The organism is Janthinobacterium goodfellowi, from assembly GCF_051380695.1.
In the GTDB taxonomy this organism is placed as follows: Bacteria; Pseudomonadota; Gammaproteobacteria; order Burkholderiales; family Burkholderiaceae_D; genus Janthinobacterium.
The window spans coordinates 657,800-672,580 of record NZ_JBNYXN010000003.1 but is presented as its reverse complement, the minus strand read 5'-3'; the positions used below and the strand labels follow the sequence as shown (position 1 = coordinate 672,580).

Annotated in this window: 9 protein-coding genes; 8 read left to right on the top strand and 1 reads right to left on the bottom strand. The window is 60.3% G+C overall.

Going from position 1 to position 14,781, the window contains the following annotated elements; all coding sequences use genetic code 11:
• The first annotated feature begins 28 nt into the window (after positions 1-28).
• A complete protein-coding gene (gene putA, locus ACQ4WQ_RS15455; protein WP_326457838.1) occupies positions 29-3,682 on the top strand; it encodes a trifunctional transcriptional regulator/proline dehydrogenase/L-glutamate gamma-semialdehyde dehydrogenase in 3,654 nt (1,217 codons plus the stop codon).
• Positions 3,683-3,758: 76 nt separating this feature from the next.
• Here the strand turns inward: putA and ACQ4WQ_RS15450 are convergent, their stop codons facing one another.
• A complete protein-coding gene (locus tag ACQ4WQ_RS15450; RefSeq protein WP_436498182.1) occupies positions 3,759-4,535 on the bottom strand; it encodes a 5'-methylthioadenosine/adenosylhomocysteine nucleosidase in 777 nt (258 codons plus the stop codon).
• Positions 4,536-6,009: 1,474 nt separating this feature from the next.
• Between ACQ4WQ_RS15450 and ACQ4WQ_RS15445 the strand changes: the two genes are divergently transcribed.
• The 7 genes from ACQ4WQ_RS15445 (at position 6,010) to ACQ4WQ_RS15415 (ending at position 14,750) form a co-directional block, all read left to right on the top strand.
• The gene (locus ACQ4WQ_RS15445) at positions 6,010-7,635 is read left to right on the top strand and encodes a GMC family oxidoreductase (protein ID WP_436498180.1); all 1,626 of its coding nucleotides are present in this window, start codon (positions 6,010-6,012) and stop codon (positions 7,633-7,635) included.
• Between the two features lie 133 nt (positions 7,636-7,768).
• Positions 7,769-8,539 (top strand): ABC transporter ATP-binding protein, encoded by a 771-nt coding sequence (locus ACQ4WQ_RS15440; protein WP_035823437.1) that lies wholly within the window; start codon positions 7,769-7,771, stop codon positions 8,537-8,539.
• Complete coding sequence (locus ACQ4WQ_RS15435) at positions 8,539-9,267, top strand: ABC transporter ATP-binding protein (RefSeq protein ID WP_070288907.1); 729 nt, start codon at positions 8,539-8,541, stop codon at positions 9,265-9,267. The genes ACQ4WQ_RS15440 and ACQ4WQ_RS15435 overlap by 1 nt, the downstream gene beginning before the upstream one ends.
• A 70-nt stretch (positions 9,268-9,337) precedes the next feature.
• Positions 9,338-10,546 carry an ABC transporter substrate-binding protein gene (locus ACQ4WQ_RS15430; RefSeq protein WP_070218918.1) on the top strand — a complete coding sequence of 403 codons (1,209 nt, stop codon included), beginning with the start codon at positions 9,338-9,340 and terminating at the stop codon, positions 10,544-10,546.
• Positions 10,547-10,710: 164 nt separating this feature from the next.
• Positions 10,711-11,595 carry a branched-chain amino acid ABC transporter permease gene (locus tag ACQ4WQ_RS15425; RefSeq protein ID WP_070218919.1) on the top strand — a complete coding sequence of 295 codons (885 nt, stop codon included), beginning with the start codon at positions 10,711-10,713 and terminating at the stop codon, positions 11,593-11,595.
• Between the two features lie 31 nt (positions 11,596-11,626).
• Positions 11,627-12,607, top strand: coding sequence for a branched-chain amino acid ABC transporter permease (locus tag ACQ4WQ_RS15420; protein ID WP_436498176.1), 981 nt, complete (start codon positions 11,627-11,629; stop codon positions 12,605-12,607).
• Between the two features lie 82 nt (positions 12,608-12,689).
• Complete coding sequence (locus ACQ4WQ_RS15415; protein WP_436498339.1) at positions 12,690-14,750, top strand: 3-hydroxybutyrate oligomer hydrolase family protein; 2,061 nt, start codon at positions 12,690-12,692, stop codon at positions 14,748-14,750.
• The last annotated feature ends 31 nt before the right edge of the window (positions 14,751-14,781 follow it).

Below are 14,781 nucleotides of genomic sequence, written 5' to 3'. Positions count from 1 at the left end.
GTCCCCTTTTTCCTTGTAAAGAGCACTTATGCACCCTGCAGGCCCCTCGGCTTTTACCCCGATTCCTTTTGCTGCGTTCCAGGCAGAAATCCTGCCCGAAGCGACGCCACAACGCGCCGCCATCACTGCCGCCTATAGGCGCGATGAGGTTTCCGCCGTGCAGTGGCTGTTGCAACAAGTCCGTCCCAGCAGCACCGAAACGACGGCCGAAGGCCAAGCGCTGGCGCACCGCCTGGTCTCGAACGTGCGCCAAAAACGCACACGCGCCTCCGGCGTCGATGCACTGATGCACGAGTTCTCGCTATCGTCGGAAGAGGGTGTTGCATTGATGTGTCTGGCTGAAGCGCTGTTGCGTATACCCGACAGTCAAACGGCCGACCGTTTGATCGCCGACAAAATCAGCAAGGGCGACTGGAAGAAGCATCTGGGCGAATCGCCGTCGCTGTTCGTCAACGCGGCCACCTGGGGCTTGCTGATTACGGGCAAACTGGTCAGTACCAGCAGCGAATCGGGCCTCGGTTCAGCCATGACCAAGCTCATCGCCAAAGGCGGCGAACCGCTGATCCGCAAGGGCGTCGACCTGGCCATGCGCATGCTGGGCAACCAGTTCGTCACGGGGCAAACCATCGAGGAAGCGTTGAAAAACAGCCGCGAGAATGAAACGCGCGGCTACCGCTACTCGTACGACATGCTGGGCGAGGCGGCCCTGACGCAAGCCGACGCGGCCAACTACTACGCTTCGTACGAAACGGCGATCCACGCCATCGGCAAGGCATCGAACGGGCGCGGCATCCGCAACGGCCCCGGCATTTCCGTGAAACTGTCGGCCCTGCACGCGCGCTACAGCCGCGCCCAGCGCGCCCGCGTCATGGAAGAATTGTTGCCAAAGGTCAAAGCGCTGCTGTTGCTGGCAAAACAGTACAACATCGGCTTCAACATCGATGCGGAAGAAACGGACCGCCTGGAACTGTCGCTCGACCTGATGGAAGCACTTGCTTTTGATACAGATTTGGCCGGCTTCGACGGCATCGGCTACGTGGTGCAGGCGTATCAAAAGCGCTGTCCCTTCGCCATCGATTTCCTGATCGACCTGGCGCGCCGCAGCGGCCGCAAGTTCATGGTGCGTCTGGTCAAGGGCGCGTACTGGGATGCGGAAGTCAAGCGCGCGCAAGTCGACGGCCAGGAAGGCTATCCCGTCTACACGCGCAAGGTCTACACGGACGTGTCTTACCTCGTGTGTGCGCAAAAACTGCTGGCTGCCAGCAGCCTGATCTACCCGCAATTTGCCACGCACAACGCGCAAACCCTGTCGACCATCTATACCTGGGCGAAACGCGACGGCATTACCGACTACGAATTCCAGTGTCTGCACGGCATGGGCGAAACCCTGTACGACCAGGTCGTCGGCCCCGACAACCTCGACAAGCCGTGCCGCATCTACGCCCCCGTCGGCTCGCATGAAACCCTGCTGGCCTACCTGGTGCGCCGCCTGCTGGAAAACGGCGCCAATTCGTCCTTCGTCAACCAGATCGTCGACGAAAGCGTGGCCATCGATAGCCTGATCCGCGATCCCCTCGAGCAGGCGCGCCTGCAGGGCGGCTTGCCGCACCCGTCGATTCCGTTGCCGCTGGACATGTTTGGCAGCGAACGCAGGAACTCGGCCGGCCTGGACCTGTCGAATGAAGACACCTTGCGCACGCTGGCCACCGGCCTGGCGCAGCAGCAGACATGGCAGGCGGCGCCGCTGATCGATGGCGCCGTCAGCCTGAATACGCCGATGCAAGTCATCCACAATCCGGCCCAGCACGACGATGTCGTGGGCAAGGTCATGGAAGCCGGTCCGGCCGACGTGGAAACGGCGCTGGCCAGCGCCAGCGCGTATGCGATGGATTGGCAAACCACGGAACCGTCGATCCGCGCGCAAGCGTTGCTGCGCGCGGCCGACCTGTTCGAGGAACACCATATCGAGCTGATGGCCCTGGCCGTGCGCGAAGCGGGCAAGTCGCTGCCGAACGCGATCGCGGAAATCCGCGAAGCCGTCGACTTCCTGCGCTACTACGCGGCGCAGGTGGAACACGCGCCGAACACCCTGGCGCTCGGTCCCGTCACCTGCATCAGCCCGTGGAACTTCCCGCTGGCCATCTTTACGGGCCAGCTGGCCGCCGCCCTGGCAGCGGGCAACGTGGTGCTGGCCAAGCCGGCCGAGCAGACGCCGCTGATCGCCCACCGCGCCGTGCAATTGCTGCATGCGGCGGGCGTGCCGCGCGGCGCGCTGCAATTCTTGCCCGGCAGCGGAGAAGTGGTCGGTGCCGGCCTGTGCAATGACGCGCGCGTCAAAGGCGTGATTTTCACGGGTTCGACGGAAGTGGCGCAATTGATCAACCGCAACCTGGCCGCGCGCGCCGTGGCCGAAGGCATCGACATTCCCCTGATCGCCGAAACGGGCGGCCAGAATGCCCTGATCGTCGATTCGTCGGCCTTGCCGGAACAAGTGGTGCAGGACGTGATGTCATCCGCCTTCGACAGCGCCGGCCAGCGCTGCTCGGCCTTGCGCGTGCTGTTCCTGCAAGCGGAAATCGCCGACAAGACCATCCATATGCTGAAAGGCGCCATGCAGGAATTGCGCGTTGGCAATCCTGACCGCCTGGCCACCGATATCGGTCCCGTCATCGATGCGGAAGCGCAGGGTAACTTGCTGGCCCACATCAACAAGATGAAAACCATGGCCATCGACCATTATTCGCTCGATTTGCCGACCGTCAAAGGCACGTTCGTCGCTCCGACCGTGCTGGAAATCAAGTCGTTGGCGCAATTGACGCAGGAAGTCTTCGGCCCCGTGCTGCACGTGATCCGCTACAAGCGGGCCGAACTGCCGCAACTGGTGCAATCGATCAACGACAGCGGTTACGGCTTGACCCTGGGCATCCACACGCGCATCGATGAAACCATCGATTTCATCACCAAGCGCGCGCACGTGGGCAATATTTATGTGAACCGTAACATCGTCGGCGCCGTCGTCGGCGTGCAGCCGTTCGGCGGCGAAGGCAAATCGGGGACCGGTCCGAAGGCAGGCGGCCCCCTGTACCTGAAACGCCTGCAGCGCAATGCGCCGACCGGCGCGCAGCACCAGCGCCAGGCGCCGCCCGCGCTCGATGCGCTGACCGTGTGGGCGAAGATGCATGGCCACGACAAGGTGCAGCAGCTGGCGCAGGACTATGCGCGCACCACCTTGCTGGGCAGCACCACCGTCTTGCCAGGCCCGACGGGCGAGCGCAATACCCTGAGTTTTGCCGCACGGGGCACGATCCTGTGCGCGGCAGCCACGTCCGGTACGCTGATGAACCAGCTGGCAGCCGTCCTGGCCACCGGTAACCAGGCCCTGGTGCTGGCGCAAGCGCCGGACCTGATCCCGGGCGACTTGCCGGCGGCGCTGAAGGACCGCATCCAGATCGTCAGCAGCCTGGAGTCGGTCAAGCAGGATTTCCAGATCGCCATGATCGAGCCTAGCCTCGATGGCCAGCTCAAACCGCTGCTGGCGGCACGGGAAGGAGCCCTGGTGGGCACCATCGCCACCACGCAGGACGGTGCCATCCCCCTGTGGCGCCTGGTCGCTGAGCGGGCGCTGTGCGTGAATACGACGGCGGCCGGTGGTAACGCAAGTCTGATGATGCTGAGTGTCTAAAATTTAGGTAGACAGTGAACGCAAAAAGGGCAGAACCGCTGGTTCTGCCCTTTTTTTATGCACGCGCCGTAAAAACTCAGCCAGCCAGGCGCTGGCACAGCTTGCGAATCACGTGAAATGCATAAGGCGAGGCGACGCTTTTCACAAACTGCATGAAGTCGACGGCCGCGTCTTCATTGGCGTTGTCGGAAATGGTGCGTATGACCGTAAACGGCACACCGAGTTCAAAACACACTTGCGCCACGGCGGCGCCTTCCATTTCGACGGCCAGCAGGTCGGGGATATCCGCTTTCAGCTGGTTGATATGCGCCGCGCTGCCGATGAACTGGTCGCCGCTGGCGATCAGGCCGCGGTGTACTTGCGCCTGCTGCAGCGCAAACTCTTGGATATCCTTGCCTGGCAATACCTTGGCAAGCTCATCGCGCAGAAAATCTTCTGCCGCACCGGCCAGTTGCGAACTGAGCTCCAGATCCGTGGCGAAGCGCTGTAGGCCCGTCAGCGGCACCTCGAAGCGGGGAAACAAAGGTCGGGCGTCCATATCGTGCTGCAGCAGCGCTTCGGCCACCACGATATCGCCCACTTTCACGTGTTTATCCCCACTGCCGGCCACGCCGGTAAAGACGATGTGGGTAACTCCGTACTTTTCCACAAGGATAGAAGCTGTCATGGCAGCGGCAACCTTGCCCAGACGCGACAGGACGCACACAGCGTCGATATTCCACAGGGTTCCCAGGGTGTAGTCGCGCATGCCGTGCGAACGCCTCTGGGGGCCTTGCATGGCTTCTACCAGCCCCTGCTGTTCTTCGTGCAAGGCACTGATGATGCCTAAACGCATTTTTGTGTGTGAAGTCATGCTGTTTTTACAGGTTTTTGGGATTGCAAAACGGTTTACATGGTGAAAACAGCCGTTTCGGTGACTTTTCCACCGTGCGCGTTTGTCTCTGTGTTTTAAATAAAGATGTATACATAAAAATAGTAGTGATAGTAAACGGCCATTTTTTTGTGGATAAGTCGGTATACCATCGAAAAATCATCGACTTAGCGCACAAAAAAGTAGGCGCACAAGCATTGTATCCAGCGAGGACTTGTTTGGGATAAAAATTGGCTTGTGGACAAAGATCGACTTTTCCCACATCTCATCCTGTGGATATGCAGTCACTTATCCACACCGACCAGCAAAAATCGCGTTTTTTCTTGCTGCAGTGACATGTTTGACGCGATTTGCGTGCAGGATTCCTGGCTGGCAATCAAAGCTGAGCGATCACGAATGTGTTTCTTTCACGAACATCGGCATCCAGGTACTTCCTGGAAGACGGTTTGGTAGTGGGTCGCGCTGTCGCTGTTGGCTTTTTTTTTGACGTTGTTTGCATGCTTTTTGGAAATATCCCCGGACTTTCGCTTTTTTTGTCGGTTTACAATAGATCTATATATAAAAATAGTAGTAATAGTAAACGCGTTTTTTTCTGTGGATAAGTCACTTTTTTTCAACAGGATCAAACGTTTACGCGCAAAATAAAGCGTGCATAATCGCTGTATCACGCGAGGAGCAAAATTGTATAAAATGCGGGCCTGCGCATAACTTCGTGTTTACTCACAAGTCATCCTGTGGATATCAAGTGACTTATCCACAATCGTCTCAAAATCCCCCTTATTTCGGCTTCATGTGGCTTGCTAGCGCCAGGCCTGGCAAGGTCCGTTGACATTTCCATTTTGCAAAACGGTTTGGCAGTGCTGTCTGCATGACGCTGGCCGCGCCGGTTTTCGTCGCTCAGTTGTTGGCTGGATTTTTTTTGCGTACAGAAACCGCTTGCGATTTTTTTTACAGGAGAAGGCTGCAGAGCTTTCCTTCGTAGCAAGGGCAGGCAAAGCGCGCGTTGTCGGGTTTACCTTAACAAGATCGTATACAAGAATAGTAATAGTAGTTAACGGCGACAACTTCTGTGGATAAGTCCTGATTTATCCTTGTAAACAATCGCTTGGCGTACGGATAAACGCTGAGTAAGGGTTGTATCTGGCTGGGATGGTTTCTGGACAAAAAAAAGCCGCTGAAAAAATTTTTCGTTTACACACATATCGTCCCTGTGGATATCCATACGGTTATCCACAGCTCGCAGCCCCTGTTTGGGAGGTTTTTTAGTTGCCCGACAAGCGCGTCTGCACGGTGAGCATGCTGGCCATACGATTAATGTCGCCCTGGCTTGGCACTGGTGGTAATCTCAAGGCGGCTCAGCAGCCATGCATGCATGAAGAAAGACAGACTCTGGTAGCGAAACGCGGCGGGGAGACACGCCGCGCGACAGTTTGATGGCATACCGAAAGGAGCTTCATTGGAATCGGCAGGCGAATACGACTACATCATCGTGGGCGGCGGCACGGCAGGTTGCGTGCTGGCCAACCGGCTCACGCGCGACAAGGATGCTAACGTTTTGCTCGTGGAAGCGGGCGGTAAGGACGATTACGTGTGGATCCACATCCCCGTCGGCTATCTGCATTGCATCGGCAATCCCCGCACGGACTGGCTGTATTCCACGCAGGCGGACGCGGGCCTGGGCGGGCGCAGCCTGATCTATCCGCGCGGCAAAGTCCTGGGCGGCAGCTCGTCCATCAACGGCATGATCTACATGCGGGGCCAGGCCGGCGATTACGATCACTGGGCCGACCTGACGGACGACGCCTCCTGGCGCTGGGACAAGGTCTTGCCGCTGTTTAAACAAAGCGAGGATTATTACGGCGGCGCCTCGGAAAACCATGGCGTCGGTGGCGAGTGGCGCGTGGAAAAACAGCGCTTGTCGTGGGATATTTTGAATGCGTTCCGCGACGCGGCGCAGCAGGTCGGCATCCCGAAAACCAGCGATTTCAATGGCGGAGATAATAGCGGCAGCGCGTATTTCGACGTCAACCAGCGCCGCGGCATCCGCTGGAATACCTCGAAAGCGTTCTTGAAACCGGCCGCGCGCCGCCCGAACCTGACCATCATGACGGGTTGCCACGTGGAACGTCTGCTGCTGGAAACGACGGAAACGGGACCGCGCTGCACGGGCATCGTGTTGACGGGCGGCGGCACGCAATGGCAGGCGACGGCCAAACGGGAAACCTTGCTGACGGCGGGCGCCATCGGTTCGCCCCAATTGCTGCAATTGTCCGGCATCGGCCCGGCCGGCTTGCTGCGCGAAAACGGCATTACGCCCGTGCTGGACTCGGCTGGCGTGGGCGGCAATTTGCAGGACCACCTGCAGCTGCGCATGGTGTACAAGGTGCAGGGCGTGAAAACCCTGAACGTCATGGCTGGAAATATGCTGGGCAAGATGCAGATCGGCTTGCAATATGCGCTGTTCCAGAGCGGGCCCATGTCGATGGCGCCGTCGCAGCTGGGGGCGTTCGCCAAGTCCGATCCGCAGCAAGCCACGCCGAACCTGCAATACCACGTGCAGCCGCTGTCGCTCGACAAATTCGGCGAACCCTTGCACGCGTTTCCCGCGTTTACGGCCAGCGTCTGCAATCTGCGCCCCACTTCGCGCGGCCATGTGCACATCGCGTCGGCCGACAGCTACGCGGCGCCGAAGATCGTGCCCAATTACCTGAGTACCGAGCAGGACCGCGCCGTGGCGGCCGACGCCCTGCGCCTGACGCGGGCCATCGCCGCCGCGCCGGCCCTGAAAAAATTCGCTCCCGAAGAATACAAGCCGGGCGTGCAATTCCAGAGCCAGGAAGAGCTGGCGCAGGCGGCCAGCCAGATCGGCACGACCATCTTCCACCCCGTGGGCACCTGCCGCATGGGCCTGGCCAGCGATGCCTCGAGCGTGGTCGACAGCACCTTGCGCGTCATCGGCGTAGATGGTTTACGCGTCGTCGATGCCTCGATCATGCCGTACATTACTTCTGGTAACACGAACTCGCCCACCGTGATGATCGCGGAAAAAGCGGCGCAAATGATACACGCGGCCTGGAAATAGCGGGGCAAGCGTGCGAGTTTGCGCCATTCGGGCTGGCGAAAAATCCCCGTAGTTATACTGTATTGTGCGTTAAATTTAAGTTGTGTATTATAAAAATGACTAAGTAGTACAAAAAGTACAACTAGGAGACACGATGTCAAACGTAATCTTGGAAACAAGAAATTTGACCAAGGAATTCAAGGGGTTCACCGCTGTGAGCGAGGTGAACCTGAAGGTAGAGCGGGGCCATATCCACGCCTTGATCGGTCCTAACGGCGCCGGCAAGACCACGTGTTTCAACTTGCTCACCAAATTCCTGGTCCCCACATCCGGACAGATCCTGTTCAATGGGAAAGATATCACGGCCGCCAAACCGGCGCAGATCGCGCGCATGGGCGTGATCCGTTCCTTCCAGATTTCCGCCGTCTTCCCGCATCTCTCCGTGCTGCAGAATGTGCGCATCGGCTTGCAGCGCCAGCTCGGTACCTCGTTCCACTTCTGGCAAAGCGAACGTGCCTTGAACCAGCTCAATGATCGTGCCATGGCCTTGCTGGCCGAAGTCGACCTGACGGAGTTTGCCGACACCATCACGGTCGACATGCCGTACGGGCGCAAGCGGGCGCTGGAAATCGCCACCACCCTGGCGATGGAGCCGGAAATGATGCTGCTCGACGAACCGACGCAAGGCATGGGTCACGAAGACGTGCACCGGGTCACCGAGCTGATCAAAAAAGTGTCGGCCGGCCGCACGATTTTGATGGTGGAACACAATATGAGCGTGGTGTCTGGCATCTGCGACAAGATTTCCGTCCTGCAGCGCGGCGCCATGCTGGCCGAAGGCAGTTACGCGGAAGTGTCGCGCAATCCGCAAGTGATGGAAGCGTACATGGGCACCACCCACGCCGAACTGGAAGGGGCGCATTGATGGCGACACAAGTAAATGGCGGCGCACCCGCGCTGGAAATTTCGCAACTGCACACCTGGTATGGCGAATCGCACATCCTGCACGACGTGAACCTGAAAGTGGAGCAGGGTGAAGTGGTGACTTTGCTGGGCCGCAACGGCGCCGGCCGCACGACCACCTTGCGCGCCATCATGGGGCTGACGGGCGCACGCACGGGCTCCATCAAAGTCAATGGCAGCGAAGCGATAGGTTTGGCCACGCACAAAATCGCCCACCTGGGCATCGGGTATTGTCCCGAAGAGCGCGGCATTTTCTCGTCGCTGTCGACCGAGGAAAACCTGCTGCTGCCGCCGACCCTGGCCAGCGGCGAGAAGGGCATGTCGGTGGAGGAAATCTACGCCATGTTCCCGAATTTGCAGGAGCGCCGCCACAGCCAGGGCACGCGCCTGTCGGGCGGGGAACAGCAGATGCTGGCCGTGGCGCGCATCCTGCGCACGGGCGCACGATTGCTGCTGCTCGATGAAATTTCCGAAGGCCTGGCGCCCGTCATCGTGCAGGGCCTGGCGCGCATGATTACCACCCTGAAGGAAAAGGGCTACACCATCGTCATGGTGGAACAGAATTTCCGGTTTGCCGCGCCGCTGGCGGACCGGTTTTATGTGATGGAGCACGGTCAGATCGTCGAGACTTTTGCTGCATCCGAACTGGAAGCCAAGATGCCGGTATTGACCGAGCTGCTTGGCGTGTAATGCCCATGTAGTTCCGTATCGTCGTCGAGCAATCGTTTAAATAGCAAACAATAATCCCAACGGAGACACTATGAAACGTAACGCTATCGCCATTGCCACCGCCACTCTTTGCGCCCTGGGCTTTTCCGCCGCCGCGCACGCCCAGGTATCGGGCGACACCATCAAGATCGGTTTTATTTCCGACATGTCGGGCGTGTATTCCGACGTCGACGGCCTCGGTGGCGCGGAAGCCATCAAGATGGCGATCGCCGATGCCGGCGTGGTACTGGCCGGCAAGAAGGTGGAATTCATTTCCGCCGACCATCAAAACAAGGCCGACATCGCCGCTTCGAAGGCGCGCGAATGGTTCGACCAGCAAGGCGTCGACATGCTGATCGGCGGCACCAATTCCGGCGCCAGTCTGGCCATGGCCAAGGTCGCGGCGGAAAAGAAGAAAATCTTCATTGCCATCGGTGCCGGTTCCTCACGCCTGACGAACGAGGAATGCACGCCGTACACCGTGCATTACGCCTACGACACGGTGGCGCTGGCGCGCGGCACGGGCGGCACCATCGTCAAGCAGGGCGGCAAGAACTGGTATTTCATGACGGCCGACTATGCGTTTGGCCACTCGCTGGAAAAAGACACGGCCGAGGTCGTCAAGGCGGCCGGCGGCAAGGTGCTGGGCAGCGTCAAGCATCCGCTGGGCGCCTCGGATTTCTCTTCCTTCCTGTTGCAGGCGCAAGCGGCCAAGCCGCAAATCCTGGGCCTGGCCAATGCGGGCGGCGACGCCATCAACAGCATCAAGGCGGCCAACGAGTTCGGCTTGACGAAATCGATGAAACTGGCCGGCTTGCTGATCTTCATTAATGACATCCATTCGCTGGGCCTGAACCTCACGCAGGGCATGTACCTGACCGATGGCTGGTACTGGGACTTGAATCCGGAAACGCGCGCCTGGTCGAAACGCTATTTCGCCAAGATGAAGAAGGAGCCGTCGATGCTGCAGGCGGCTGACTATTCGGCCGCGGCGAACTACCTGAAAGCCGTCAAGGCCGTCGGCACGGATGATACGGACAAGGTCATGGCCTACCTGAAAAAGACCAAGATCAACGACATGTTCACCCAGAATGGCGAAGTACGTCCCGATGGCCGCATGGTGCACGATATGTATTTGATGGAAGTTAAGAAACCGTCCGAGTCGAAATACCCATGGGATTACTACAAGGTGGTCGCCACCGTGCCCGGTGCACAGGCGTACGTGACCAAGGCCGAATCGAAGTGTTCGCTGTGGAAGTAACGCTGTAGCAACATCCACGGAGTGCCCGCCGCCGCGCGGGCGCTCTGTCCTGCACGCTTCGCTCGCAGGGTTCGCCTTGCGCCACCGCACCAGTCTGGTTCGCGGTGGCGTGTTTCCCTTGATACCACACCGCTACCCGGCGGTGCTTTTTATACTGTGATGCCATGGAAATTTTCGGCGTTCCATTACAAGCGATGATGAGCCAGCTGCTGCTGGGTCTCGTCAACGGCTCGTTCTATGCCATGTTGTCCCTCGGTCTGGCCGTCATCTTCGGCTTGCTCAACGTTATTAATTTCTCGCACGGCGCCATGTACATGATGGGCGCCTTCCTGGCCTGGATGGGCCTCAGCTATTTCGACATCAATTACTGGGCCATGCTCGTCATCGCCCCGATCCTCGTCGGCCTGCTCGGCATCCTGATCGAAAAGACCATGCTGCGCTGGCTGTATAAACTCGACCACCTGTATGGCTTGCTGCTGACCTTTGGCATCACCCTGATCATGGAGGGCGTGTTCCGCTCCTTCTATGGCGTCTCGGGCCAGCCATATGCCGTGCCCGAAGCGCTGGCCGGCGCGACGGACCTGGGCTTCATGATCCTGCCGAACTACCGCGCCTGGGTGGTGATCGCTTCGCTTTCCGTCTGCCTGGCCACCTGGTTCGTCATCGAAAAAACCAAGCTGGGCGCCTACCTGCGGGCCGGCACGGAAAACCCGAAACTGGTGGAAGCGTTCGGCATCAACGTGCCGCTGATGGTCACGTTGACGTTCGGCTTCGGTGTGGCGCTGGCCGGTTTCGCCGGCGTGCTGGCGGCACCGATCATCCAGGTCTCGCCGCTGATGGGCTCGAACCTGATCATCGTCGTGTTTGCCGTGGTGGTGATCGGCGGCATGGGTTCCATCATGGGCTCCATCCTGACGGGCCTGGGCCTGGGCGTGATCGAGGGCCTGACCCGCGTGTTCTACCCGGAAGGCTCGGCCACCGTGGTGTTCGTGGTGATGGTCATCGTGCTGCTGCTGCGTCCCGCCGGCCTGTTCGGCAAAGAAAAGTAATCCTCATCAGTCATGTATTGGAGCTACCACGATGAATAAGAATGTAGGCTACGCCATTGCCCTGCTGCTGGCGTTGGCGGCCCCGTTTTACGGCTATCCCGTCTTCCTGATGAAGTTGCTGTGCTTTGCCCTGTTTGCCTGCGCGTTCAACTTGCTGATCGGCTACACGGGCTTGCTGTCGTTCGGCCACGCGGCCTTCTTCGGCGGCGCCGGCTATGTCACCGGCTATGCGCTGCGTACCTGGGGCTGGCCGACGGAACTGGGCTTGCTGGCCGGCGTCGCAACGGGCGCCTTGCTGGGCCTGGTGATCGGCGGGCTGGCGATCCGCCGCCAAGGCATCTACTTTACGATGATCACCCTGGCGCTGGCGCAGATGGTGTACTTCCTTGCCTTGCGTTTGCCTTTCACGGGCGGCGAGGATGGCTTGCAGGGTGTTCCACGTGGAACCTTGCTGGGCACGATAGACCTGGGCAATGACACGGTGTTGTACTACGTGGTGCTGGCCATCTTCATCGCCGGCTTCGCCCTGATCGTGCGCACCATCCACTCGCCGTTCGGGCAAGTGCTCAAGGCCATCAAGGAAAACGAACCGCGCGCCATCTCGCTCGGCTACGACGTCAACAAGTACAAGCTGATGGCCATCGTGCTGTCGGCGTCGCTGGCCGCGCTGGCCGGCGCCACCAAGACGCTGGTGCTGGGCTTTGAGACGTTGACCGACGTGTACTGGGGCATGTCGGGACTGGTCGTGCTGATGACCTTGGTGGGCGGCATGGGTACCTTGTCCGGCCCCATCCTTGGTGCCGTGCTGATCATCGCGCTGGAAAACAAGCTGGGCGATGTCGGTACCTTTCTGGCCACGCACACGGGCATCGAGTGGTTCGGCACCCTGGGCGAATCGGTGGGCATGGTCACGGGCGTGATCTTCGTCATCTGCGTGCTGCTGTTCCGGCGCGGCATCGTCGGCGAAGCCATCGCGCGCTTCGGCGGCAGGGCTGCCAAAGCCGCTGTCTGATTTTCAAGCAACGCCGGACGGATCGTCCGGCGTTTTTCATTGTGCGTCCACTGTGTCTTCAACGGAGAGAACCACCATGCAAATGACGATCACGCGCGCGGGCACCGGCATGAGCTTGTGCACCCTGCTGGCGTTGGCAGCCTGCGGCAGCAACCATGCGCCGGAAGAGCTGAACCAGATGCCCAGCTACCTGGGCACCATCACGCGCGCCGACTACGACGGCAAGACGAACGATCTGCTGACGGCCGGGCTGGGCAAGACGGGGCTGGCGGGCGCCACGCCCGCGTATGCGAATGCGGAACAGCCGACGCCGCTCGAGCTGCGCCGCAATGCCATCCACGCCAATTACCGTGCCGTGCTCGACATTGCCGCCAACAGCGGCTACGGCACCCTGTACGGGCCGAATGTGGATGCGGCCGGCAACGTGGGGGCGGGTGAGGGCCTGGTGGCCGGCAGCGAATACATCGCCTATGCCGATGATGGCACGGGCAAGAAAAATGTCACCTTGATGGTGCAGGTGCCGGCCAGCTTCGACCCGGATCGTGCCTGCATCGTCACGGGCACGTCCAGCGGCTCGCGCGGCATCTATGGCGCCATCGGCAGCTCGGGCGAATGGGGCCTGAAAAAAGGTTGCGCCGTGGCGTATGCCGACAAGGGTTCCGGCACGGGCCTGTATATGTTCGAAGACGATAGCGTCAACCTGCAGAATGGCCTGCGCGCGGGCAGGGTCGCCGCCGGCAAGAACGCGCTCTTCGCGCCGGACTTGAGCGATGCCGACCGGCTGGCCTGGGCTGGCGCCTATCCGAACCGCATCGCCTTCAAGCATGCACACTCGCAGCAAAACCCCGAGAAGGACTGGGGCAAGGTCACCTTGCAGGCGGTCGAGATGGCGTTTTACGTCTTGAACGAACGCTACGGCGTGCTGGCCCGCGACGGCAGTTCGCGCATCGTGCGCCTGACGCCAAAGAACACCATCACGATCGCCTCGAGCATTTCCAACGGTGCCGGCTCGGCCCTGCTGGCGGCGGAACAGGATACGAAAGGCTTGATCAGCGGCGTGGCAGCCAGCGAACCGCAAATCCAGCCGGCGGCATCGAACGCCTACAGCGTGCGCCAGGGCGGGGTGGTGGTGGCCAATCCCGGCCGCGCGCTGTTCGACTATGCCACCTATGCGGCCCTGTATCAGCCATGCATCGCTTCCGTGGCCGGCAATGCGGGACGCTGCACGGCACTGGTGGCCAAGGGCTTATTGAACGGCGCCGACCTGGCGGCGCAGCAGGCGGACGCGAAGCAGCGCTTGCGCGCGTATGGCTGGCTGGTCGATTCCGATCCGCTGCAGGCTTCGCACGCGGGAACGAATATCCTCGTGGCCGTCACGTACGCGTATGCCTACGGAAAATTCTCCGTGACCGATAAAGTCTGCGGTTTCACGTTTGCGCAGACGGATGGCAGCGGCAATCCGATCGCGTTTACCACGGCGCAAAAGGCGGCCAGCTTTGCCGCGCAAAACGGTATCCTCGGTAATGTCGTGTACGAGAACAGCGTGGGTGGCGCCAAGGTCTACACGGCCGGCGTGTCGCCATCGACCAGCCTGGCGGACCAGTCACTCGATGGCTTCCTGTGCCTGCGCAGCCTGGCGACGGGGCGCGACGCCGTCAGCGGCGCCAACCTGGAAGGCACCCTGGCCGGGCAAAGCGTGCGGGTGCGGGCCGGCATGGCCGAGGTCGCGGCCAGCGGCAAGTTGAATGGCAAGCCGGCCATCATCGTGCACGGCCGCAGCGACACCTTGATTCCCGTCAATCACGCCTCGCGCGCCTATCTTGGCCTGAACGCCGCGGTGGAAGGGGCAAATAGCCAGCTGCGCTATATCGAGGTGACCAATGCCAACCACTTCGATTCCTTCAGCAATGCCTTGCCGACCCTGATCGTGCCGCTGCACGTCTACCTGAACCGGGCGCTCGACGCCATGTATGCGCACTTGAACGCCAAGCAAGCCTTGCCGTCATCGCAGGTGGTGCGCACGGTGACGCGCGCCGATGCGTCGACGTTGATCACGAACGTCAACGTGCCGGCGATTGCGGCAACGCCGGCGCCGGGCAATGCCATCAGCGTGACGGGGACGGTAGTGGATATTCCCAACTAGGCTGGCGGCATCGGCATGCAACCCAAGGCCA